At 46.1% G+C, this 22,539-nt stretch carries 21 protein-coding genes; 9 read left to right on the top strand and 12 right to left on the bottom strand.

Translation table 11 applies throughout. The features are described from left to right. Positions 1-12: 12 nt before the first annotated feature. From DLM76_RS10800 to DLM76_RS10760, 8 genes are all read right to left on the bottom strand, one after another. Positions 13-327: an antibiotic biosynthesis monooxygenase family protein gene (locus DLM76_RS10800; RefSeq protein ID WP_118955338.1), complete on the bottom strand. Its 315-nt coding sequence runs from the start codon at positions 325-327 to the stop codon at positions 13-15. Positions 328-402: 75 nt separating this feature from the next. Continuing rightward, on the bottom strand, positions 403-1,179 hold the full coding sequence (locus tag DLM76_RS10795) for a helix-turn-helix transcriptional regulator (protein WP_118965281.1): 777 nt from the start codon (positions 1,177-1,179) through the stop codon (positions 403-405). 146 nt (positions 1,180-1,325) lie between these two features. Further along, the gene (locus tag DLM76_RS10790; protein ID WP_118955339.1) at positions 1,326-2,552 is read right to left on the bottom strand and encodes an LL-diaminopimelate aminotransferase; all 1,227 of its coding nucleotides are present in this window, start codon (positions 2,550-2,552) and stop codon (positions 1,326-1,328) included. Further along, entirely contained in the window at positions 2,536-2,901 is a 366-nt protein-coding gene (locus DLM76_RS10785; RefSeq protein WP_118955340.1) for a DUF2203 domain-containing protein, read from the bottom strand. The genes DLM76_RS10790 and DLM76_RS10785 overlap by 17 nt, the downstream gene beginning before the upstream one ends. Before the next feature lie 6 nt (positions 2,902-2,907). Continuing rightward, entirely contained in the window at positions 2,908-3,834 is a 927-nt protein-coding gene (gene pyrB / locus DLM76_RS10780) for an aspartate carbamoyltransferase (protein WP_118955341.1), read from the bottom strand. Between the two features lie 46 nt (positions 3,835-3,880). Further along, the gene (locus DLM76_RS10775) at positions 3,881-4,879 is read right to left on the bottom strand and encodes a fatty acid desaturase family protein (RefSeq protein WP_118965184.1); all 999 of its coding nucleotides are present in this window, start codon (positions 4,877-4,879) and stop codon (positions 3,881-3,883) included. Positions 4,880-5,344: 465 nt separating this feature from the next. Then, a complete protein-coding gene (locus DLM76_RS10765) occupies positions 5,345-5,611 on the bottom strand; it encodes a hypothetical protein (RefSeq protein ID WP_118965280.1) in 267 nt (88 codons plus the stop codon). A gap of 166 nt (positions 5,612-5,777) precedes the next feature. After that, the gene (locus tag DLM76_RS10760; protein ID WP_429945071.1) at positions 5,778-6,299 is read right to left on the bottom strand and encodes a DUF4256 domain-containing protein; all 522 of its coding nucleotides are present in this window, start codon (positions 6,297-6,299) and stop codon (positions 5,778-5,780) included. Positions 6,300-6,928: 629 nt separating this feature from the next. Between DLM76_RS10760 and DLM76_RS10755 the strand changes: the two genes are divergently transcribed. The 9 genes from DLM76_RS10755 (at position 6,929) to lpxB (ending at position 17,049) form a co-directional block, all read left to right on the top strand. Next, positions 6,929-7,984 (top strand): MBL fold metallo-hydrolase, encoded by a 1,056-nt coding sequence (locus DLM76_RS10755; RefSeq protein ID WP_118955343.1) that lies wholly within the window; start codon positions 6,929-6,931, stop codon positions 7,982-7,984. Positions 7,985-8,209: 225 nt separating this feature from the next. Then, the gene (gene ruvA / locus DLM76_RS10750) at positions 8,210-8,848 is read left to right on the top strand and encodes a Holliday junction branch migration protein RuvA (RefSeq protein WP_118965182.1); all 639 of its coding nucleotides are present in this window, start codon (positions 8,210-8,212) and stop codon (positions 8,846-8,848) included. 670 nt (positions 8,849-9,518) lie between these two features. Next, on the top strand, positions 9,519-10,691 hold the full coding sequence (gene sucC, locus DLM76_RS10745) for an ADP-forming succinate--CoA ligase subunit beta (RefSeq protein ID WP_118955345.1): 1,173 nt from the start codon (positions 9,519-9,521) through the stop codon (positions 10,689-10,691). Between the two features lie 12 nt (positions 10,692-10,703). Then, positions 10,704-11,579, top strand: a complete 876-nt coding sequence (gene sucD / locus DLM76_RS10740; protein ID WP_118965181.1) for a succinate--CoA ligase subunit alpha — start codon at positions 10,704-10,706, stop codon at positions 11,577-11,579. Positions 11,580-11,623: 44 nt separating this feature from the next. Beyond that, on the top strand, positions 11,624-13,213 hold the full coding sequence (locus DLM76_RS10735) for a TolC family protein (RefSeq protein WP_118955347.1): 1,590 nt from the start codon (positions 11,624-11,626) through the stop codon (positions 13,211-13,213). 19 nt (positions 13,214-13,232) lie between these two features. Next, complete coding sequence (locus DLM76_RS10730) at positions 13,233-14,666, top strand: SH3 domain-containing protein (protein ID WP_118965180.1); 1,434 nt, start codon at positions 13,233-13,235, stop codon at positions 14,664-14,666. 37 nt (positions 14,667-14,703) lie between these two features. Beyond that, positions 14,704-14,937: an FmdB family zinc ribbon protein gene (locus tag DLM76_RS10725; RefSeq protein WP_118955349.1), complete on the top strand. Its 234-nt coding sequence runs from the start codon at positions 14,704-14,706 to the stop codon at positions 14,935-14,937. Between the two features lie 14 nt (positions 14,938-14,951). Then, complete coding sequence (locus tag DLM76_RS10720; protein WP_118965179.1) at positions 14,952-15,800, top strand: LpxI family protein; 849 nt, start codon at positions 14,952-14,954, stop codon at positions 15,798-15,800. Continuing rightward, positions 15,754-17,049 carry a lipid-A-disaccharide synthase gene (lpxB, locus tag DLM76_RS10715; RefSeq protein WP_118955351.1) on the top strand — a complete coding sequence of 432 codons (1,296 nt, stop codon included), beginning with the start codon at positions 15,754-15,756 and terminating at the stop codon, positions 17,047-17,049. Before DLM76_RS10720 ends, lpxB begins: the two co-directional genes overlap by 47 nt. Before the next feature lie 149 nt (positions 17,050-17,198). Here the strand turns inward: lpxB and DLM76_RS10710 are convergent, their stop codons facing one another. Genes DLM76_RS10710 through DLM76_RS10695 form a run of 4 tightly spaced genes read right to left on the bottom strand, consistent with a single transcriptional unit; the run spans position 17,199 to position 22,475 of the window. Beyond that, entirely contained in the window at positions 17,199-17,603 is a 405-nt protein-coding gene (locus tag DLM76_RS10710) for a hypothetical protein (RefSeq protein WP_118955352.1), read from the bottom strand. After that, positions 17,573-19,897 carry an LIC_12586 family protein gene (locus DLM76_RS10705; protein ID WP_241548222.1) on the bottom strand — a complete coding sequence of 775 codons (2,325 nt, stop codon included), beginning with the start codon at positions 19,895-19,897 and terminating at the stop codon, positions 17,573-17,575. Before DLM76_RS10705 ends, DLM76_RS10710 begins: the two co-directional genes overlap by 31 nt. Further along, on the bottom strand, positions 19,801-20,448 hold the full coding sequence (locus DLM76_RS10700; RefSeq protein ID WP_118955353.1) for a tetratricopeptide repeat protein: 648 nt from the start codon (positions 20,446-20,448) through the stop codon (positions 19,801-19,803). Before DLM76_RS10700 ends, DLM76_RS10705 begins: the two co-directional genes overlap by 97 nt. 2 nt (positions 20,449-20,450) lie before the next feature. Beyond that, positions 20,451-22,475 carry an ATP-dependent helicase gene (locus DLM76_RS10695; protein WP_118965178.1) on the bottom strand — a complete coding sequence of 675 codons (2,025 nt, stop codon included), beginning with the start codon at positions 22,473-22,475 and terminating at the stop codon, positions 20,451-20,453. Positions 22,476-22,539 lie beyond the last annotated feature (64 nt).

Genomic DNA, 22,539 nt, shown 5'->3' with positions numbered 1-22,539 from the left:
TACTTCGATTTTTTAAACCGACATGGTTTTGTAGACGCCTCGTTCCATCGTCATCCCCAAACGACGCGTCATAGAGCTTATATCGAATCCCTGTTTGGCGTATTCCGCAGCGACGGCTTTTTTCGCGTTCAGAAATTTTTCCTCATCCTCCCATACGGCCACGGTTACCACGTTGAATGTTCCGTTTTCATCCGAGGCTTCGTATAAGGAATCCTTGATAAACCCGGGCAATGCGCGTATAAAATTACGGTTGATCTTCAGCCGTTCTAAAAATTCGGTTCGTGCGGTTTCGGGAATCGTGAATTTATCGATCAATATGGTGTTCATCTTCGTCTCCAAGAACGTTTTCTTACGGAGAGATTACCACGCATCTACTTTGAAAAATTGTAAAAAATCATTCTTTTACCATTCTTTGGAATTTTTGAAAAATTCCTTGGGTTTCAGTCCGGTAAACGCCTTGAATTCTTTCGTAAAATGCGCCTGATCGAAATAACCGGAAGAATATGCCAAATCCGTAAAGTTCATGGAAGGCGAATACGTATCGATCAGATGTCGCATCCGAACGATCGACGAATATCGTTTCGGAGAAGTCCCCACGATACGGCGGAATCTTTTTTCAAAAACATCCACGCTAACGGGAAGCCCGGCGACCAAGTCCTTTATCCTGAGTTCGCCGGAGGATTTTCGAATCTTACGGATCGTATCCCGAACGAGCGCGTCCTCTTCGGATTTCTTCCATTCTCGAAGCAAAAAACATTCTATTTTTTGAATGCGCTCTTCGTCGCTGGAAGACTCGGAAAGTTCCTCCTCGATCCGTTCGATTTTCGATTCGGAAAATACGTCCCTAAGCGAAACGGTCTTAGCAAAAAATTCGTGGAGTGATTCTCGAAAGAACGCGGCGGCTCCGGTTTCCCGAAACGTTACGAGAAGATTGGAAGTTTTTGGAGAATAAGAAATCAGACGCGACGTGTTAAAAAGACCGGTGATGCCCGAAGCGGGAAGCTGCTTTGTTCCGTTCGGATCAACCGATTCGATCCGGCCTCTATAACGAAAATAGAATACGATCGACGAATTCGGAAGAATTCGGTTTTCCCTTCCCTCTTCCATTTCCAAAATGAGATAGGATTCTACGAGCGATTGCAGAAGAGGATGGCGCGGTAAGAATTTTCGGAAATACATCGTTGTTTGTCTTCGGCCGGGGGACTGCTTCTGATCGATTGTATCGATACCGAATTCCGATTGCAAACGAAAGAATCGGATTCGATTTGCCGGCGGAAAAGCCCAACGACGCGTCCTATCGGCCGCGTCGTCTCTTAACAATTTTGTTAAAGCGAAGAGATCCTTGCGATCGCCTCTTCCACGTCCTCTTTTTTACCGAAGGCGCTGAGTCGGAAATAACCTTCTCCCGCGGGACCGAATCCGGAACCGGGAGTTCCCACCACCTGCGCTTTGTCCAAAAGTCGATCGAAGAAATCCCAAGATGAAAGTTTATCCGATGTCTTGAGCCAGATATAAGGCGCGTTGACTCCGCCGAACACTTCGTAGCCGGCCTTTTTCAAACCTTCGCGAATCTTTGCGGCGTTCGACATATAATACGCGATAGAACCTTGGATTTCTTTTTTGCCCTGCGGAGAATAACAAGCCTCCGCGCCTTTCTGAGTCACATACGAAACTCCGTTGAACTTAGTCGTATGTCTTCTGCTCCATAAAGAATTGATGCTGACTTCTTCGCCGGAACGGGTTCTTCCTTTGAGTTCTTTCGGGATCACGATATAAGCGCAGCGCAATCCTGTAAATCCAGCGGTCTTTGAGAAAGAACGGAATTCGATCGCGACTTCTCTCGCTCCTTCCACTTCGTAGATCGAACGAGGAACGCCCGGTTCGCTGATAAACGCTTCGTATGCGGAATCGTAAAGAATGATGGAATTGTTTTTCTTCGCGTATTCCACCCAAGCCTTTAAACTTTCCTTGGTAGTCACGGTTCCGGTCGGGTTGTTCGGATAACAAAGATAAATGATGTCCGCTTTTTCTTTCGGAATTTCCGGTTGAAACCCGTTCTCTTTCGTTGCGGGCATGTAGATCAGATTGGAATATCTTCCGTCGGCTCCGATCTCTCCCGTTCTTCCCGCCATCACGTTCGTATCGACATACACCGGATAGACGGGATCGGCTACCGCAATCTTCGCATCGGTGGAAAAAATTTCCTGAATGTTTCCGCAGTCGCATTTGGATCCGTCCGAAACGAAAATCTCGCTTTCGTCGATTTTGATTCCGAGAGGTGCGTAGTCGTTATCGGCGATGGACTTTAGTAAAAATGAATATCCTTGTTCCGGTCCGTAACCGTGAAAACCTCCCTGCGTACCCATCTCTTTGGAAGCTTCGACCATCGCGTTTACGACCGAAGGAACGATCGGAAGAGTCACGTCTCCGATTCCCAAGCGGATGATTTTTGCGGAAGGATTTTTTTCGGAATAAGCCTTTACTCGTTTCGAAATTTCGGGAAATAAATATCCCGCTTTTAATTTTAAATAATTCTCATTGATGTTCGCCATCTTCCATATCCTTATCGATTAGTTTTCTTCCGGCAAAACCTTCCTCATAACCGTGTTCGTAAAGAAGATCCTCTTCACCGAGGTGCCAGCAATAATATCCGTGTCCGTTATCGAAATCGATGAGCCAAAGTCCTTTGACTTCGATTCCGTATTCCTGAATTTTGGAAGACCATTCGAAGATCGAAATCCGAACGTCTTCCTCTTTTTTTTCCATTTCGTTTTCGGGAAGAATCTGCTCCCGAAGTTGAACCGTCAGTTCCGATACGTGAGAATAATATTCCTCCGTAATCTCCCTGATTACGGGTAGAATTTTACGAGCCTCTTCGTATGTCCAGAGTTTCCGTTCCAAAGACGATTAGAAATCCTGACCTAAGGAAAGACAAAGAAGAGCCATCCTGCTCACGACTCCGTATCTCGCCTGTCTGAAATACGCCGCGTTCGGAAGATCGTCGACATCCGTGGAAAGTTCGTTCACTCTCGGAAGAGGATGAAGAATGGTCGTCTCCTTCTTCGAAGCGAGAATCAACTCCTTGTTGATCTTAAAAAGATCCTTGAGACGTTCGTATTCTTTGTGATCCGGAAAACGTTCTTCCTGAATTCTCGTAACGTAAGCGACGTCGCAATCCCAAACCGCTTTGATATCGGTCGTCTCTTCGAGAGTCAGAGGATATCCTTCCAAACCTTTTTTGTAAGAATCGGGTAACGCGAGTTCGGGAGGAGAAATCAGATACAGGCGAACCTTATAATGTCTGAGTAAATTGATAAGCGAATGAATCGTTCTTCCGTATTTCAGATCTCCGATAAACGCGACGGTCAAACCGTCTAACGTTCCTTTTTCGGAGATGATTGTATAAAGATCGAGAATGGCCTGCGTCGGGTGTTGCCCCGCGCCGTCTCCCGCGTTGATGACCGGAATCTTCACCGCGCCCGCCGCGATTCGGGAAGAACCTTCTACCGGGTGACGGATCACCGCGATGTCCGCGTAAGCTTCGATCATCTTCATGGTGTCATACAACGTTTCCCCTTTCGAGATCGAGGAGAACTGAAAGCCCACGGTGGAAATCACTCTTCCTCCGAGACGTTCCATCGCCGCCTCAAAGGAAAGTCTGGTTCTTGTCGAAGCTTCAAAGAACAACGAAGCCAAAAGTTTTCCGGTTAGGATTCCGAACGCTTTGTTCTGTTCGACCAATCGTTCCATGTCTCTCGTTTTTCCGATGAGAAAATCAAGATCCGCTTTCGAGAATTGTTCCGTGTCGAGGACGTTCTTATGATTATAGGACATTAAGCGACAGAATGTAGAAAAACCCCCTTTTGACAATCAAATTGAGTCAGAGGTTTTGAGATTTTTCGGGAAGAATCAAAAGCCCTCGCAGTTGACGCAGAGCTTGTTTCCAAAGGGGAGAATCCATCGTATCATTCGAATTCGCGAATTGAACCGGAAGCCTGTTCCAAGGACAACCGGGAAAATGATGATGCACCCTATGATAGTTGAAGTTGAGAAAAAGAAACGAAACCGATTTCGGAAGAGAAAGGTTATACGAAGAATATACGTTATCGATTTCCTTGCCGTAGTGATACGAGTGATCCAAAAAGGAAACGATAAAACCTCGAAGGAAAAAAACCGCGATCAAAAATCCGATCTGCGGACCCGCAAAATAAAACGCGCTACCGTATAAAAGAAGAATCAAGAACGAATCGATTCTAAGTTCGCGCACGATTTCCCGTTTTTGGATCTGCTTGAAGAACGCAGCATGAACCGGAAATTTGGAAATATATTTTCCGGAAATCGGCACGCTCCAAGACAAGGGAAGAGAAAGAAGAAACCCGCCCGCCGCCTCCAGAAAATACGTTCCTAAACACAGCCGAACGTAGTATAAGAATTTCTGAATCCGAATCGGCGTTTTGTTGTTTTCCAAATATTCGATTCGTTCCCCTTCCGCGCGGTTGAATTTATGATGCATGAGATGGGCGGTTTTTACGACCTGATAGGGAGTCCCGAAAAGAATGCAAAGAATTCTGCCTGCAAGATGACTCTCATCCCGCGAGTTCGAAAAATTCCCGTGAACACATTCGTGAATCAGCGCCCACTGCGTATAAGAAAAAATCGCGGAAAAAAGAAGGAGAATCGTCGCGATAAAAATCGATTCGTATGTTTCGACCGCAAAAGAAAGCGTCGCCGCCGACGGATTTGAAATAGAAAACCAAGAGCCGTCTATCCGATTGAAAATCGGATTCCAAAAATACAACGTCAGAAAGAATGCGCTTAACAAAAGGGCGATCGTTCGATTCGTTTTTTCGGGAAGATTTCTTCGAGGAGGATGAGACATTTTACGATTTCACGATGTGTTTCTTCCTTTGTGAAAAAGCTCGGGATTTTCTGCAATGGAAATGTTCCCGGAAAGAATCGAAAAATGACTCCTCGATACGACTGGGTCTCCGTAAGAGATGATAAGTGCAAATCGTAATCGATGCGCTCCGTAACCTCTTAAAGAACTAGCACGCTGCAAAAGATAGAAACCGAAGTTAGACACGCAAATTTCTCGGCCTTTCCGATCCCTTGTGGGACAACCTATCCACAAACGGAGATTTTAAAAGAGGAACATCGATTGTTTCTTTTGCTTGTTGCGCAAGCTAACAAAGAATTTAGAAGCGAGACGATTCAGGCAACATAATTGTGCCTGAGTCGCCTTGAAATGTCGAACAGAAAGATAAAAATCGTTTCGATCACGAAATAAGTCGTACCCGAAATTAAATTCTTATTTTATAATATTCTTACGTGCTGAACGGAAAATTCAGTAACCCCCTCCTCCACCGCCGGAACCGCCGCCCCCATATCCACCACCTCCGCAAACGCCGAGAACCCCAAGATACAGGGAATCACATGCGCCCAGGGCGGGATTGGAAGACGTGCACGATAAATATGCGGCCACCGCCGTTTGACATTTCTTTTTGTCTTCATCCTTCTTTTGTTTGTCTTGATCGAGACCGTAATTGGAACAAGACCAAAACGCCAAAACAAAAGCAAAGAGGAAGATCCTTAGAAGAGATATAAGTTTCACTTGGCTTCTCCTTTTCGAGATCGAAAAAATTCTTCTCAAATCATAAAAGCATATCATCGAAAAAGATTAAGGAAATAGAAAAATAGATCCGGCATAAGATGTCGGAATGTACGCACCGTTTTGCGGAATTAAAGGAGAGATCGGAGGTAAAATCCATCTCGCAAACTTAAATACGAAGCAAACCGCGAAAACCTCGGGCGGCATAATACGATTCGGCTCCGTTGTGATAGAGAAATACGGTGTCGTAACGCCGATCACAAAACAATGCGCCACCCAGCTTTCGAATCGAAGGAGGAGTCTGCACCCAGCTGGAAGTTTTCGTATCGAATTCTCCCAGCGCTTGCAACTCCCGATATTGTTGTTCGTTTAACAATTCAATGCCCATAGAGGATGCCATATCGATCGCGCTGTCAGCGGGTTTATACTCTTTTCTGGAGTTCAATGCCTCGCGATCGTAACAAACGCTTCTGCGACCCTTCGGACTTTCCGCCGCACAATCATAGAAGATATATTCGCCGGTCTTTTTATCAAAATCGATGACGTCCGGTTCACCGCCGGTTCGTTCCATTTCCCGGAGCGACCAGAGTTTTTTGGAGTTCGCTTCCAGTCGTTTCTGAACATCCGCCCAGAGTATTCCTCTATGACGTTTCCCGTTTTTTTCAAACCGATCCTTCAACGTTCGGATCAACTCTTCTTGTTCAGGCGTGGATAATTCTTTTTGAGTTCCCTTTGTCTTGTTCGCAGATTTCGATTGTCCCAAGGAATTCACCTCGTTTCCGGCTAATGGATGAAAACGATTTTCTGCGTTCGTATGTGTAGAATACAACGTTTTATTTTTTCCGATTCCGATCCGGGATTAGAAATTCACGAATGTCGTAGATATTTTTGGGTTCGGTGGGTCTGGACGGTTTATTGCGTTTATGCGAACGTCGTAGATATTTTCGGATTGAGCTGATTCTAACGGTTCATTTGGTTTTATGCGCATGTCGTAGATTTCCGTGAATGCGGATCTTACGCTACACTGCGTTTATGCGAACGTCGTAGATATTTTCGGATTGAGCTGATTCTAACGGTTCATTTGGTTTTATGCGCATGTCGTAGATTTCCGTGAATGCGGATCTTACGCAACACTGCATTTATACGAACGTCGTAGATATTAAATAGGGCGAATCGAAAAGCACCAAATCTTTGCGGATGTTTAGGCGACCTACGTAAATCTCTGCTCCGGCGCCGTTTTTTTCAAAAGAAGAATCGCAGAACGCAAGCGGATTGCGGAACCTGGAAAAAAACCCTGGATCGAACGATTCGTTACAACTTATGAAAAAGCTTTTATTCGTTTTTTTGTTCTTCGTATGCGTAGCCCTTCTTTTACAAACTTGTTTTGCGATCGATCCGGAACGTGTCCGTTCTTCTCACTTTCAAAACGGAAAATATCATAATATAGAGGAAGATGAAAGACTAAACAAAAGCTTCTTCTCCGTTCTCCGTTGGAAAATTTTCGGCCCTGTCGATCCGGTAACGGTAGACGGAAACGTCCAAAAAATTCCGGATGTGATTCCGAGAAAGAAGGAAGATTTTCTCGCACCCGAAGGAAAGGTAAGAATCATTTGGCTCGGCCATGCGACCGTTTGGATCGCCGCAAACTTTCATGGAAAGAGAATGCACATTCTTACCGATCCGATATTTACCGGGATTCCCCCTTTTCTTACGCGTTTGACCCCGCTTCCAATTCAACCCGAGGATTTACCGGGAATCGATATCGTTGCAGTCAGCCACGCTCATAGAGATCATCTCGATATCGATTCCATTAAACGAATCCAGAAATTATTTCCCGAAGCGACTATTCATCTACCTTCCGGGATGGGTGAATTTGCAAAAGACGAAGGTTTCGAAAATTCGATCATTCAGGAATGGTGGAACACGACGGAATACGCCGGTACGAAGATTCATTTTCTTCCCGCAAAACATTGGAGCAGAATGGGCCTCACGGATATGAACCAGTATCACTGGGGAAGCTATGCATTCGAATTAGAGAATATTCGAATATACTTCGGCGGCGATACCGGCTTTTCGAATCACTTCTCCGAAATAGGAAAGAAATTTCCACAAGGATTTTCCGCAACGATTTTACCGATCGGAGCATTCAAACCTAGATGGTTTATGGAACCGGCGCATATCGGCCCCAAAGAGGCACTGGATGTAAGCGGAATTCTACGCTCTTCACTTCTACTACCGATGCACTGGGGAACTTTTATGCTCGGGGATGATCTTCCCTCCGAAGCTCCGCTTTTTTTGAAAAAACTACATTCCGAAAAGAACGGGACCGCTCCTCCGCTCAAGGTCTGGACCATCGGAGAAATCATCGATCTATAATGGGAAAGGATTTATCGAGAAGTTTTGTGGGAGTTCCGACAAAGAATCGTTATAAAAATTTCGTTGAAGCAAAGAAGATTCTGTGCTAAGGGAAATTTTCCGATTCTTCCCCGCCACCTCTCCTCCTCCACCCAATCTGGGTGGGGCGTGCACGTTTTAGGAAGGATCGTCGGAACTCCGACAAAATTCACTTTACTCTTCGCCTTTTGAACCTTGGATGGAACGATGATCTCCGGTTTAAATGGAATTCTCAAAAAATTAGAAGTCGGCTTCGCACACATCGAAACCGGCGGAGTAACATACGAAGTAACGATCTCATTCAAAACCTATCTCGAACTCAAAAGCCTACCTTCCTCAAAAGACGTTCGCCTCCACATTTTTCACGCGATGAGCGAACGAGGACAAAGACTCTTCGGATTTTTGAACGAACAAGATAAAGAATTCTTTAAAGTCATCAAAGGCCTACAAGGAATCGGAGAATTAACGGCGCTCAAAATTCTTTCCTTTTTCTCCGCGGAAGATCTCTACCGGATCGCCCAGTCCGGGGAAGCGAAAGAGCTTGAAAAAATTCCGAAAGTGAAAGGCAAGACTTCGGAGAAAATCTTCTTTGAGGTAAAACAAAACTTAAAAAAGTTAGAACTCTTCCTTTCCGGAACCACGAAAGAACTTTCGATTTCACTGTCCGCTTCCGCTCCAACTCCGGAAGAAGCGGCCGTTGCAAGAAAAAGGGAAATCGCGATTCTCGGTTTGGTTCAACTCGGTTTCGAAGAAAAGTCCGCGAGCAAAGAAGTCGATAAAGTCCTGAAGAATTCTCCCGAAACCGACCCCGGCGAAATTATCCGTGAAATTTTAAAGAGTTTGTAAGAGTTCCCACAATCTCTCTTTCCAATGCTTAAATGTTGGAACTCCTCCGAAATTATAGATTCAGATCCGCGATATACGACTGTCGCCCATCATTCCTCGAAATCTCGAAGACTCGACAAAACTTCAGGGGAGTTCCGGCAAATCCGCTCATTGACCCTACCCTTGGACGGAACACCGGCCTTTCATTCTTACACCGCAAATCTCTCGATCCAAAACCCACTACTCTAGAACGGTTTTAAAACAACCACAACCGAATCGTCGCTCTTCCTCCATAGTTGACTGTCGCAGAAACAACCACCCCAAAAAAGGCGACTGTCGCATAACTGCACACGCCCACTCCCAGACATCGACCGACCGTTAGACAACTCAAGCTTCCTTGCTAATTTCTACGACTGTCGTAGAAACATCCCTGTCCCGCCCAGACCCAACTCGTTCACACCCATCTTCTGTAACCCGTGAACCCGACCTCAATCCTCCCTTCTCCGCTCTCAGAATCCCAACCGCCGCTCAATTCCTTGCGAATCCTTCGGTCCCAAAACTTCCCGGAAACCCTTCGCCAATCCTTTGAATTTTTTACTGACACCAAAGTTCCTACCGAAAACATTATAAATTTTGAGTAAACTGTACCTCCTACTAAAAGCACTGAACTAAGTTCAATGAAGGTTAATTCATGAAAATTCACGAGTATCAGGCAAAAGAAATCCTGAGAAGGCACAAAGCCAACGTTCCTTTTGGAGTCGTAATCGATAATAAAGAAAACGGATCCAAAGCCCACGACGAAGTCACATACGCAACCGAAGGTTCCGTAGTAGTTGTAAAAGCGCAGATTCACGCCGGCGGGCGTGGAAAAGGCGGCGGTGTTAAGGTGACCAAAACCAAAGACGACGCTCTTGCCGCAATCGACAAAATTCTCGGAATGCAGCTCATCACTCCCCAAACCGGACCCGAAGGAAAAAAAGTCCTGAAAGTGTATCTGGAACAGGGAATCGATATCGCAAAGGAATATTATCTAAGTATCCTCCTCGATCGTTCCATCCGCAAAACCATCATCATGGCTTCCACCGAAGGCGGGATGGAAATCGAAGAAGTAGCGGAAACACACCCTGAGAAAATCCTGAAAATCGCAGTTGATCCGGGAATCGGACTTCAACTCAATCAAGCGAGACAACTTGCGTTCGAACTCGGACTTCCGATCGAATCCCATAAGTCGTTTCAAAGTCTTCTTTTTGCGATCTACGAAGCTTATATCAAAGAAGACGCTTCTCTTTTAGAAATCAATCCTCTCATTCTTACGAAACAGAATGAAATCATCGCGGGAGATTGCAAGATCGACCTGGATGAAAACGCTCTTTATCGTCATCCTGATAATGCTGCGTTTCGCGACATTACGGAAGAAGATCCTCTCGAAGTTCAAGCTTCCGAATTCAACCTCAACTACGTCAAGTTAGACGGCAACATCGGTTGTATGGTCAACGGAGCGGGTCTCGCAATGGCGACTATGGACATCGTGAAACTCGCGGGCGCGGAACCTGCGAACTTTTTGGACGTAGGAGGCGGGGCAAGTAAAACCACCGTAACCAACGGATTCAAAATCATCCTCGGTGATCCGAACGTAAAAGGAATCTTCGTAAACATCTTCGGCGGGATCGTTCGTTGCGACATGGTTGCGGAAGGAATCATCGAAGCGGCTAAAGCCGTGGATTTGAAAGTTCCTCTCGTGGTTCGTCTCCAAGGAACCAACTCGGAACTCGGAAGAGAAGTCCTCAACAAAAGCGGACTGAAAATCACCGGAGTCGACGATCTCCGCGAAGCGGCAAGCACGATTGCCAAACTCATTCAATAAGAGAGAACATACATGGCAGTATTAGTAGACGAAAACACAAAAGTCGTAGTGCAAGGGATCACCGGTAAGGAAGGTTCTTTCCACGCGACACAAATGCTCGCTTACGGCACAAAGGTTGTCGCCGGAGTGACTCCCGGAAAAGGCGGAAGCAAATGGGAAGATAAAGTTCCCGTTTTTAACACGATCCACGATTCCGTAAAAAACGAAGGCGTAAACGCAGCCGTAATTTTCGTTCCCCCCGCTTTTGCGGCGGACGCGATCATCGAAGGAATTCTCGCGGAACTTCCTCTCGTAATTTGCATCACAGAAGGAATTCCGACTCACGATATGCTGAAAGTTTACAGCATATTAAGAAATTCTAAAACAAGACTGGTAGGACCGAACTGCCCCGGAGTGATCACTCCCCGCGCGAAACAAAAACTCGGAATTATGCCGGGCTTTATCCACAGTCCAGGGTCGGTGGGAATCGTTTCCCGTTCCGGAACCTTGACTTACGAATCGGTGGCTCAGATCACGAAACAAGGTCTGGGACAATCCACTTGTATCGGAATCGGAGGAGACCCCGTTCCCGGTATGAACCACACCGAAGCGATCAAATTGTTAAACGAAGATCCTGAAACAAAAGGAATCGTGATGATCGGTGAAATCGGCGGAACTTCGGAAGAAGAAGCGGCGGAATACATCAAAAATCACGTAAAAAAACCGGTAGTCGGCTTTATCGCCGGTCAAACCGCGCCTCCCGGCAAAAGAATGGGACACGCAGGTGCGATCATCAGCGGCGGTTTAGGAACGGCGACCTCCAAAATGAAAGCGATGCAGGAAGCGGGCATTCAAGTTTGCCAATCGATCGCGGAAGTTGGAGAAAAAATGAAGAAGGCTCTGGGGTAACCAGGGTCTATCTTACAAGGGTTCAGAACGAAAGGAGGTTCGGAGTGGAACACAAAGGGTTAAATTTGAAACAGAGAATTTTAAAGATTCAAGATTGGTCTCGAATTCTTTTGGGAACTTTCGTCCTCCTTTCTTCTTCGTTGTATGCGGAAGGTACCGCAACGAACACGACGCTCAGACTTTCCACGGAAGAAACCGTAAAGCGCGCGCTCGAAAGCAATTATAGCTTGCAGAATCTTCGTTACGAATTGGCGAAATCCGATACGAACTTTCTGAAAAACGATTCCAAATATTCTTGGAGATTGGTAGCGGACGGAAGAGCGAGCCAGAACATTCTTCCTTTTAACCAAGCGAACCTCCTCTCAGGAACGAAGATCTCCGATGATACGATCAAGGGCGGGATTGAAAAAACCCTCCAAACCACCGGAACCTATTTCAAGGTAGAAGCCGGATCGAGAAGATTCGACTCGAACGCGTTTGAAAACGCGGCGACCACTCCTGCGGGTTTCTCGGCTTTAGGAATTCCTCCTTTATACACGGGATTCGTAAGAGCGACGATCAGCCAGGACTTGCTCAAAAACGCATTCGGATACAAAGGCAGAAACGAAGTAAAAATCTTAGAATCCCAAGCGGAGATCGCAAAGAACCAAGTATCTCAGCAAATTTCTTCCGTAATCGTGGATTCTCTCGTCGACTTCTGGGATTACTCGATCAAAACCCAAGCGGTCAAAACCTACAAACAGCTCGTAGAAAATACGAAGAACATACGCAATCTTACCGTTCGCAAACAAGGCCTCGGACTTTCCGAAAGTTTCGAAGTCAATCAGTGGAACGCGCTTCTTGCCCAAGCGGAAAACCAATTGGAAACCGCTCAGGTTCAAAAGGAAGAAGCGAAACGAAAGCTCGTTCGTTCCTTAAAGATTCCGGACGGAACCACTCTCTCCGAAGAGACCAATCTTCTGGAAGAGATCGTGGACAAACCGGAATATACAAAAGATTTAGAATATGCTTATAAACATAGAGCGGACTTCTTAAACGCGCTCAAACAAAAAGAAATCGCGGAAGCGGCTCTGAAGAACGCAAACAACGACCGTCTTCCTACCTTGACGATTTCGGGAACCGGCGCGAGCCAAGCGCAGAACATCGTTTCTCCGCAGGAAAACTACACCGATTCCAATCACGGGATCACCACCGCGAAATACAAGGAATGGACCGGACAAATGAACTTCGTCTATCCGATCATGGACAAAGGAATTTATGCCGGAGTGAGAGACGCGAACATCGGAATGCGTCAGGCGACATTGAGAGAAGAAGAACTGAAAAACGAAGTCAGAGACGACGTGAAAACCAGAATCGAAGCTCTCGAAGCGAGCCACAGAATCTATAAAAACAACATCATCACCGAAAGAGAAACCGAAAACTATTACAACGGAGTTCTAAGAAGCTTCCGTCAAGGTAGAGCCGATGCGGTTTCCGTGAAGAACGCGCTCGACACGCACGTTCAGGATCAACTCAGACTGACCCAAGCAAGAGTGAACTTCAACATCGATCTTCTTCGTTATTATCTTGCAAAGAACGCTTTGCTCGAACGCTTCCAAGTGGATCGGGACAAACTTCTCCCTCATTTAGATTGATAGAAAGACCGAGGCACGATTGAGAAAGAGTTTTTTTGTAGCCCTCGGCCTTATCTTTGCTTCCATCCTGCTCGGTTTTCTCGTCTGGAAACTTCTGACCCGCAAAACCGATTCCGTATATAGGAATTATTCCAAAGGAAATTGGGAAGACGTAGTCTTAGAAGTATTAAGAAAAAAAGATCCGGATTTGGAAGACTACTCGTATGCTTCCCTATCTCTCGCGGAATTTAATTCGCAACTTCTGACCGTTCCTTCGGAGAAAAAGGAAAAAACCGCGCAAAAGTTCGCCGAAAAATCCGGACTCAAGTTCTCCAAAAGAGAAGTCAGCGGAAGAACCATTTATACGTTCGAAGATCGATTCTTTTCTTTTTTACCGGACGGTTCCTTTCTCAAAACCAGAGCGCTTTGTAAAAAACTCACTCTCGGCGCCGAATACGAAACGGGAGAAGTTCTTTCCCGTTATCTCACAAAACTCATTTCGTCCAACCCTCTTCCGCTCTACAACGAATACAACCTTGCGTTGTTGAAGTCCTTGTCCGCCGGTTCCGCGAAAGAACTCGACGAGAACGGAAGATCCAAGCTGGCTCGTTTGCTCGAATACTTTTCGGGAAGAGAGGATTCTCCGTTTAGCGGCGGTAAGGCGGAAATCGAAGGAAAGAATCTGAACGTAAGAACGGGACCAGGCACCGAAAACCCGATCGCGTTTCAATTCAAAGGCGGAGAAACCGTATTCATACTCGACCGGGATTCGCGCACCGAAACGATCGCGGGCAAACGCGGAAGTTGGAATCAGGTCCTGGATCTGCGAAACGGAAGCGTCGGATGGATCTTTTCCGGCTTCTTAAAAAACGTCGCGTCCGATCTTACGATCTCTCAATCCATGGAAGAATCCTTCCGCGCCTTGGACAGAGCCCCCGTTTGGGACTTTGAAGCTTGGAAAGAAACTGCGGCTCCGATCGGATTTCAAGGAGAATATCATCCCACCGAAAAGATCGCACTCGACGGAGACACGGGAATCGTTCTTCATTCTTCGCAAAATAAATACGACTCGATTTGCCGCACGGTGGAAGAACCCTTCCGTGATCTGGAATTTTACGTTTCCTTTTTAGGCGGAGACGAGCCACTCCCCGTTTTCACGTTGTATGCGGGCTCGCCGGGAGAGCTGCAAAAAGCGTTCGAGATCGAGATGGATAAGGAAAGTATTTCCATCAATCGAAACCGTTACATCACCGGAGATAATTTTTCCAAGAAGAGATTCCGTCTAAACATACAAAGCGGCGGTGCGGGTTTTCAAGGCGGTTTGATCGTTGCGGAAAAGAAGGTTCTTTCGGGAATCGATTCCCTCGAAACGATCGACGCGGGTTCTGGAATTCGCTGGAGACTTTGTCTTCCGATGGCGAGGGAGAACGGCGATTCGAGCCTGAGCGTATTCCAGTTCAAATTCGTGCCGTAGCAATATTAAATTAGAAGATTCTAATAGAGAGAAATCCATGCCGACATACGACTACAAATGTAAAGCCTGCGGACAAACGTTCGAACAATTCCATTCCATGAAGGACGATCCGATTCAGGATTGTCACCTCTGCGGAAAAAAAGGGGAAGTGGAAAGGATGATTTCCAACGGTTCCGGGATCATCTTCAAAGGAACCGGCTTTTACGTGACCGACTACAAAAAAAGCGGTTCGGGAGAATCCACAAAGTCCGCTTCTTCCTCTTCGGATTAATAAGGTCGCTTGCGTTGGGAAGATTAGGAATTCTCGCCGGAGCGGGAGAACTCCCTCATATCGGTATGAAAGAGGCTCTCGCGGCGGGAGAGAATCCCCTCTTTCTCTCGATCATCGAATCCGACTTTCAAGTGGGAGAATACGCGGATCGCAATCTTCCGATTCATATCGTAAAGATCGGGACGCTGATGAAGTTATGCAAACAACATAACATCGACCGGCTTCTTCTTCTCGGAAAAGTTAAAAAAGAAATCATATTCAAAAACCTTAAATTCGATCTGAAAGCGATCAGCCTTCTCGCGAGAATGATCAACAAACACGACTACTCGATCTTCAAGACGGTTTCGGACGAGTTCGCGAAGGAAAAGATCACGATCATTTCCCAAAAGACCTATTTAAAATCCCTCTTTCTTCCCGAAGGAAGATACACGAAAAAGTCCCTCAGCAAAAAGGAACTCGAAGACGTCGCTTTCGGAATGGAATACGCGGAGAAGATGGCGGGTCTCGACATCGGTCAAACCGTTGTCGTTCTCGACAAATCCATTCTCGCGGTCGAAGCCGTCGAAGGAACGGACCTCGCGATCCAACGCGGCGGTTCATACGCTAAAAAAGGAAAGGCGATCGTCTGTAAAAGTTCCAAACCGAACCAGGATCACCGTTTCGATCTTCCCACGGTCGGCGAGGAAACTCTCCGCAGAATGTATGAAAACAACTGCGGCACACTCGCGCTCCGAACCGGAGAGACGATCATCGTTCATCCCAAAGAATTTATTAACCTTGCAGAAAAATTAAAAATCCACATCTTGAGTATCGGCAGTGGCAACCTTACGAAAATCAACTCTACAACCCAAAAAATCAAGTAGCCCCTCCGCGTCCAGACGCCCGACTGCGCCGAGCAAGAAAGAAGATCCGAAAATTCTCATGTTGGCCGGAGAACATTCGGGAGATCTTCTCGGCGGAGAATTGATCCGCGAACTCAAGAAAAACTTTCCCGATCTCGAAACGTTCGGAGTCGGCGGAGAAAGAATGATCGAAGAAGGATTCACATCGATCGAATCCATGGAAGAACTGTCGATCATCGGATTTTCCGCGATTCTTTTCAAATACAGATTTTTAAAGGCGCTCATCGGAAGACTTCTCAACGTAGCCGTAGAAAGAAATTGCACGCACGCCATTCTGATCGATTATCCGGGATTCAATCTTCGTCTCGCAAAAGAATTAAAAAAGCTCGGAATCACCGTCATCTTCTACGTTTCTCCGCAGCTCTGGGCTTGGAAGTTCAATCGGATTTATACGATCCGGGACAATATCGACTTGATGCTCGTTTTATTTCCCTTCGAGAAAGAAATTTATGACAAATACGGAGTGCCTTGCGAATTCGTGGGACATCCCCTCGCCGTTCGTTTGCGCGAAAAAATCCGCAAGGAAGCCGCTATTCCCGAGCCGGAAGATAAAACGCATTTTCATTCCACGATTACGTTGATGCCGGGCTCGCGCAGCGGCGAGATTCGAAGAATCTTAAACGATCTTTTGGAAACCGCAGGACGACTTTCGGATCATTATGAAAACGAAAAAAAGAAGATCCGTTTTCTTTTACCGAACATCAACCAGAAGGAAGAGGTCTTTATCCTCGAACAGATCGAACTTGCTAAAACGAAATACCCGAATCTAAAAATCGAATATCTTTTCGATCGTTCTCTGCGCGCCATCGAAGCTTCGGATTTGGTTCTCGTAACCTCCGGCACGGCCACTTTGGAAGTCGCCTACTTTGAAAAACCGATGATCATACTTTACAAAGTCAGCATGTTCACGTATGTGATCGGTTCTTTGTTTATCCGTACTCCGCATATAGGACTTGTGAATATTCTTTCAGGAAAGGAAATTTGCAGAGAATTGGTTCAAGCGGAATGCACCCCTCCTCACATCGTGGAAGAATCGATCGCGCTTTTGGAAAACAAAAAATACCGATCGAAAACGATCGATGAAATCCGTAAGGTCAAAGAAGCCTTGGGAAGCGAGAATTCTTCCCGCCACGCTTCGAGAGAAATTACGAAACTGATTAAGGGAATGTCAAAACGGCCCGATTCCGAGAAAACGGAAGAGCTGAGTTAAGGGAAATTTCGTCTTTTAGGGAAAATTCCACCGTCCTTTAGAGAACATTCAGTAAAACCGCGAGTTCGTATGAGTTCCTACATTCTTGTTGGATCTACAAACAATCCGACTTTGTTCACGGGACCCTTATTCAATTTGTAGGATCTCCTTCAATTCTCCGCAGAAAGCCGTTTGAGAACGACAAGATCATCGCCCCAAAGACCTTGCCAAGTATTCAACTTCAGTTCACGAAATAAAAAATATCCGCTCGGAGTTTCTTCCCCTCTTCTTCTGAGTTGAAGACCTTCCCCGTCTTCCAGAAGATACAGCTTTGTTTCCCCGTTTTCTTCCAAAAGAACGGCTTCCTTCTCGCTGATAAAACGGATCTGTTTTGCGGGAACGATGGGAGAAACCCTCCAAGTGCCAATCAGATCGACCTTGGACTCGGAACTTTTTCCGACCTGAATACCGGAACTTCTGAAAATAAAAAGATAAATCCCGAACGCCAACAGAATCGTCAAAAGAACTCCGGCCGAGATGAGAATTATCTGTCTCCGATTGATTCCAGTTTGCATTCTCCGGACTCCTCCTTAAACTTTCTGCTGATAAAAGCGTCGTTCAACTTTCCGTTGGCGTTGATTCGAATGCGATGATTTTCGACGGCGCCGTAACCCGTAAGATCCGCGCTTTCATTCTTCCAAAAAATATTTCTATAATAAGAGAGAGTCGGCAAGAGATTGAGTTCGTATCCGAAATCGAACGGTTCTCTTAGATTCAAAGGAAGCGATCGTTTGTCCTGAAAACGCGCGCGGTTGAAACTTACGTTATGCAACACGTTGAGGGAATTGTGAAGCGCCAAAAAATCGTCCCCGAAAAATCGAATCGTCGTATCCGAAGTTACCGTCTCCGGCAGAATCCAAGATCCGCAAAATCCGTTCACGGGTTCTTCCCAGGGCATTTCCGTTACCTTGATTCTCAGATCCGTATACGGATTGTTTTGACCGAATGTGAAATTGGCGAATACCTCGACAAACTGATTCTCTTCCCGATATCCTTTCAGATCCAATCGCGAAAAGAAAGGAACGATCTTTCCGTCAAGCGTCGCCCGTCCGAGATCCCGATCCTTGAATCGAAAGGATTTCAATTTCCAGTGAACTTGGATCGTAAGGAACTCCATTAGATATTTGTAAAACGGCGTTCTCGTCCAACTGATTTCAGGAACGAGTTTTTCCTGACGCGTCTTGATATCGGTTCGAATCCAATTCTTCCAGGAATGATACACGGGAAGAAAATCCTTCACCGAAACCCGATCCAGTTCCAGATCCCATTTCCAATCGTTGTACAAAGGATAATAAAAAGAACCGTTCCCGCGAACCGCTTTTTTCCATCCCGTTTTACCGGTGATTTTGGTCGCGATCGCTTCCTGATACAAAGAACCCTTCGCGTTCCAGCCTATCAGATTTCCGGGTGCGATGTTCAGTTCGGCCTGATCGAGCCGAACGTCGAAGAACGGATCTTTCCAATGAAATCCCAAAAGACTCAAAGAAACGCTGCTTTTGATCCAATCCCCGTAATTGCCGGATTCTTCCCATTTCCCTTTGAGATTGAGCTGGCCTTCGAGAGTTTCCAAGTCGCCCGGAAACTGAAAGATCGCCTTTAGTTCGCGGACGTTTTTCCAGTCGGCAAATACTTCCCAAGTCGCGAGCTTTTTCGGATTCAAAGAATACGTTAGACGAAACAGATTTTCTTCCTTTGTAAACGTATGAATCTGTTTCTCGCCGGTTTCATCCAGCTTCAGATCCATCTCGTGAACGAGATCCGCGTCTTTGAGATCGGGGATTTTCAAACCCAAGGGAAGATCCTGGAGAATTTTTCCGGATATGTTCGTGAACTGATTCTTTCCTTGGATGGAAACCTTCTTTCCGTTCAGAAGAATCTCGTATTCTCCCGAGATCTTTCCGGAACTCGGAGCCATTCTTCCGAAGAGAGAATACACTCCGCGGATCTTTTCCGCTTTTACGTTCTGAAAACGGAATTTGCTTTTCGATTCGGGAGAATCGAACTGAGTCTCGAAACTTCCTTGAATAAAACGGGAATACGGCAAAGGAAACAACGAATCGCTGACCGCAACGGTTACGCCTTCGGGCCGTTTGGTGATCACGATATCGATGCCTTTCAGCGCGTTCAAAACCTCTTCTCCGCCGCGAGAGATCGTGATCGTGGTGTTCATCAACCGGATTTCGGGAATGTTGATCTTTTGGATATAACCGATCAATTCTCCTGCGATCTGATCCTGCAGATCGATATTGATCGCCGAGTCTTTGACTACGATTCCGCGGATATACGGTTGTCCTCTCCACAATCCGCCGAGCTTAAATTGGATCTTGTTCGTTCGAAAGAGAATGTGATTGAGTGCGAAATCCTCTTCGGAAGAAATCCGAAAGTCCTCGAATACGACCGCATTCGGAAAATCGTATTCCACGACTCCGAGAGTCACCGCGCGTCCGAGTTCTTTGTTGATGAAGTTTCTGGAAAGTTCCTTCAAACCTCGAAGATCCAAAAGATAATTCCGAACGTAATAGCCGACCGATTCGACTACGATCGCGTGAACTCCGACGACGATCAAAAAGGAGATGAGAATGATCCGGGTTCTTTTGTTTTCTTTTAAGAATGTAAAGAAGGAACCGAGAAAGCGGACGAGATCAACGGGTTCTAACGTTTTGATCTTTTGTAGAACCCTGTTTGCTAAGCTGAATTTGAAGTCGGGGCGAGTTATCTTGGAAGAACCTGAGAAAGTTGTTCCTGAATTTCCTTCAGAACCGGACTCTCCGGAAATTTCTGAAGACCCTCTTCCAGAACCATCTGACATCTTTTGAATTCCTTGATCCGCATAAAGCTGTTGGCTACGGTTTCGTAAAAGAGAATGTCTTTTTCAAAGTCCTTTTCTCTGGAAGCGCGTCCCAAAATTCCCAGTGCAAGACCGTATTTCTCCTCTTGGTAGAGGGCTTTTGCATACATTTTCTTACGGGTGGTGGACTCGTAATTCTTATCCAAGGACTCGGATTTCCGGAAGTGAACGATCGCGTTTTCCGTGTCGTTGATTCCGAGATAAGCGGTTCCGAGGTAATGGTCTAAGTGTTCCAGACCCTTTCCTTCTTTGGAGCTTTGGATTTGTTTTAAAACGATGGAAGCTTCTTTATAGGATTCGATTTGAAGCAGTAATTTTGCTTTTTCCATGAGTAAGGACGAACGTTTTTTTTCGTCCAAATTGGAAACGGATAGTTGAGAATCGATTCCTTGAATTTTCGAGCGAACTGCGGATTCTTGAGAAAGGCCCGAATCCACGGATTTCTGACCGCTCGCACAAGCGGAAAGAAGGAGAATGATCACCAGAGTCAGTATTTTTTTGTATAAAGTCATGCCTACGATCCTGTTTTCAATTTTTCCAGCTCGGCGAAGAAGTCTTCCGTCTCCTGTTGCCGAACCTCATCATTGGAAACCCAGTCCATAGTCTCCGAATCGATTTCCGTAAGGAACCGGGAGGCCTGGGTAGCCATTTGCTCCCCAAATTTGCGTCGATTTGCGGCCCCTGTCAAGCATAAATGCTTCTTGGCGCGGGTCATAGCCACGTAGAGCAAACGCCTCTCCTCGTCCACGGAGGATTCTTCGGTTAACACCCGAGAGTTGGGAAGAATTCCTTCTTCCATTCCTGCGACATAAACGGAATCGAATTCCAATCCCTTCGATTGATGAATCGTGAGCAGCTGGATCCGATTGTCTTCCTTATCATCTTCGGAAGGAGTCTCGTCCTCCATAAGCAAATTGAGCCGGTTGATAAAATCGAACAGGGTCGGTTTTTCGGGAGAATCGTGATTCTCCTCAAAGTAAGACATCATGTTTACGAGTTCGGAAAGGTTGAAGGACCGCGCCTTCGCGACCTTCTCGTCTTTTTCCTCGAGAAGAATTTCCTTTTCGATTCCCACGTCTTGGATGAATTCGCGGAACGCAAAATACATCTTCGGCGCCGTCGAGAATTTCTTTTTAGTCCGCTCGATCAGATTTACGAAGTTGTAAATTTCGGATTGGATCTTTTTCTGCAGGCCCGGAATGAAATCGGGGGACTCGCAGACCCGGAAAAGAATCTCGTATAAGGATTCTCCCATCTGCGCGGCCTTTTCGTGGATCAGAGAAATGCTTCCCGGTCCGATCCCGCGCTTCGGATAATTCAAAATTCTTAATAAAGAAGCGTCGTCTCTCGTGTTCGCGATCAGACGGATGTACGAAATCATATCGCGGACTTCCTTTCGATCGAAAAAGTTATATCCCCCCACGAGTTTATACGGAATCGATCTGCTTCTGAGTTCCTCTTCGAAAGGACGCGTTTGAAAATTCGTTCTGAAAAGAATCGCGATCTGACTTCCGACTCTCGCGTCCTTGATGATTTCGTCGCGGATACAATCGACCACGTAGGCCGCTTCGTCCTTCTCATCCATCCGCTCGATGTAACGGATCTTTCTTCCGCCGGGAATAGAGGAGAACAATTCCTTCGATCTTCTCGAAAGATTGTTTTTGATAAGCGAATTCGCGCCTTGGATGATGACCTGAGTCGATCGGTAATTTTCCAAAAGACGCACAACGTTCGCTTCGGGGAAATCGTTTTCGAATCCGAGAATCAAACTTAAGTCCGATCCTCGGAACGCATAGATGGATTGGTCGTCGTCTCCGACCACGCAAAGATTTCGATTCTCCCCCATCAGCGCCCTTAGAAAAACATACTGCGTCTGATTCGTGTCCTGAAACTCGTCGACCATGAAGTATTGATACTTCTTATGATATTCTTCCCTTACTTCCGGGAAGTCGCGGAGAAGCACTCCGGGCAAAAGAATGAGATCGTCGAAGTCGAGGGAATTCTGTTCTTTGAGAGAAGTCTGATAACTGTCGAAGATAAGATTTGCGATCTGATCCGATTCGACCAAGGAAGAATCCAGATATTCCCTGTACGCCGGTCCCGAGTTTTTGATTCTCGAAATTTTTCCGAGAACCTCGGAGACTTTCGCTTTTTTCAATTCTACTTTATTAGCGATTAATAATGTAGTTACGAACCCTTCCTGATCGTTTTGGTTCATCAAAAGAAACGGATGTTTGTATCCCAAAAGTCCGATGTGTTTTTTGAGAATATTGAGTCCGAGAGAGTGAAACGTGGACAATACGATTCCTTTGAGCTTTTGCCGCGGAATCATTTTGCGAACGCGCTCTTCCATTTCCCGCGCGCTCTTATTCGTAAAGGATAAGGCGACGATTTTTCCCGCGGGAACTCCCGCGTTTTCGATCAAATGCGCGATCCGGTTGGAGATCACGCGCGTTTTTCCGGAGCCTGCGCCGGCAAAGATGAGAATCGGTCCGTCTACGTGGCGAACCGCTTTTTCCTGTTCAGGATTGAGCTTCATGGGACATGTGACATAATTAGAGTGGGAAAGATTCTGTCAATCCTGTACAACTGAAAATCTCAAA

The sequence above is a fragment of the Leptospira yasudae genome (assembly GCF_003545925.1).
Classification (GTDB): Bacteria; Spirochaetota; Leptospiria; order Leptospirales; family Leptospiraceae; genus Leptospira; species Leptospira yasudae.
Note: the sequence above shows the minus strand (reverse complement) of the source record. Positions and strands in the feature narration are given on the sequence as shown.

What these genes read in the sequence shown, in the direction of transcription:
- sucC (WP_118955345.1), top strand. Translation starts at nt 9,519, where the DNA reads ATGAAAATTCACGAGTATCAGGCAAAAGAAATCCTGAGAAGGCACAAA.
- DLM76_RS10725 (WP_118955349.1), top strand. Translation starts at nt 14,704, where the DNA reads ATGCCGACATACGACTACAAATGTAAAGCCTGCGGACAAACGTTCGAA.
- DLM76_RS10795 (WP_118965281.1), bottom strand. Translation starts at nt 1,179, where the DNA reads ATGTATTTCCGAAAATTCTTACCGCGCCATCCTCTTCTGCAATCGCTC.
- DLM76_RS10705 (WP_241548222.1), bottom strand. Translation starts at nt 19,897, where the DNA reads ATGTCAGATGGTTCTGGAAGAGGGTCTTCAGAAATTTCCGGAGAGTCC.
- DLM76_RS10790 (WP_118955339.1), bottom strand. Translation starts at nt 2,552, where the DNA reads ATGGCGAACATCAATGAGAATTATTTAAAATTAAAAGCGGGATATTTA.
- pyrB (WP_118955341.1), bottom strand. Translation starts at nt 3,834, where the DNA reads ATGTCCTATAATCATAAGAACGTCCTCGACACGGAACAATTCTCGAAA.
- sucD (WP_118965181.1), top strand. Translation starts at nt 10,704, where the DNA reads ATGGCAGTATTAGTAGACGAAAACACAAAAGTCGTAGTGCAAGGGATC.
- DLM76_RS10700 (WP_118955353.1), bottom strand. Translation starts at nt 20,448, where the DNA reads ATGACTTTATACAAAAAAATACTGACTCTGGTGATCATTCTCCTTCTT.
- ruvA (WP_118965182.1), top strand. Translation starts at nt 8,210, where the DNA reads ATGATCTCCGGTTTAAATGGAATTCTCAAAAAATTAGAAGTCGGCTTC.
- DLM76_RS10710 (WP_118955352.1), bottom strand. Translation starts at nt 17,603, where the DNA reads ATGCAAACTGGAATCAATCGGAGACAGATAATTCTCATCTCGGCCGGA.
- DLM76_RS10755 (WP_118955343.1), top strand. Translation starts at nt 6,929, where the DNA reads ATGAAAAAGCTTTTATTCGTTTTTTTGTTCTTCGTATGCGTAGCCCTT.
- DLM76_RS10775 (WP_118965184.1), bottom strand. Translation starts at nt 4,879, where the DNA reads ATGTCTCATCCTCCTCGAAGAAATCTTCCCGAAAAAACGAATCGAACG.
- DLM76_RS10800 (WP_118955338.1), bottom strand. Translation starts at nt 327, where the DNA reads ATGAACACCATATTGATCGATAAATTCACGATTCCCGAAACCGCACGA.
- DLM76_RS10695 (WP_118965178.1), bottom strand. Translation starts at nt 22,475, where the DNA reads ATGAAGCTCAATCCTGAACAGGAAAAAGCGGTTCGCCACGTAGACGGA.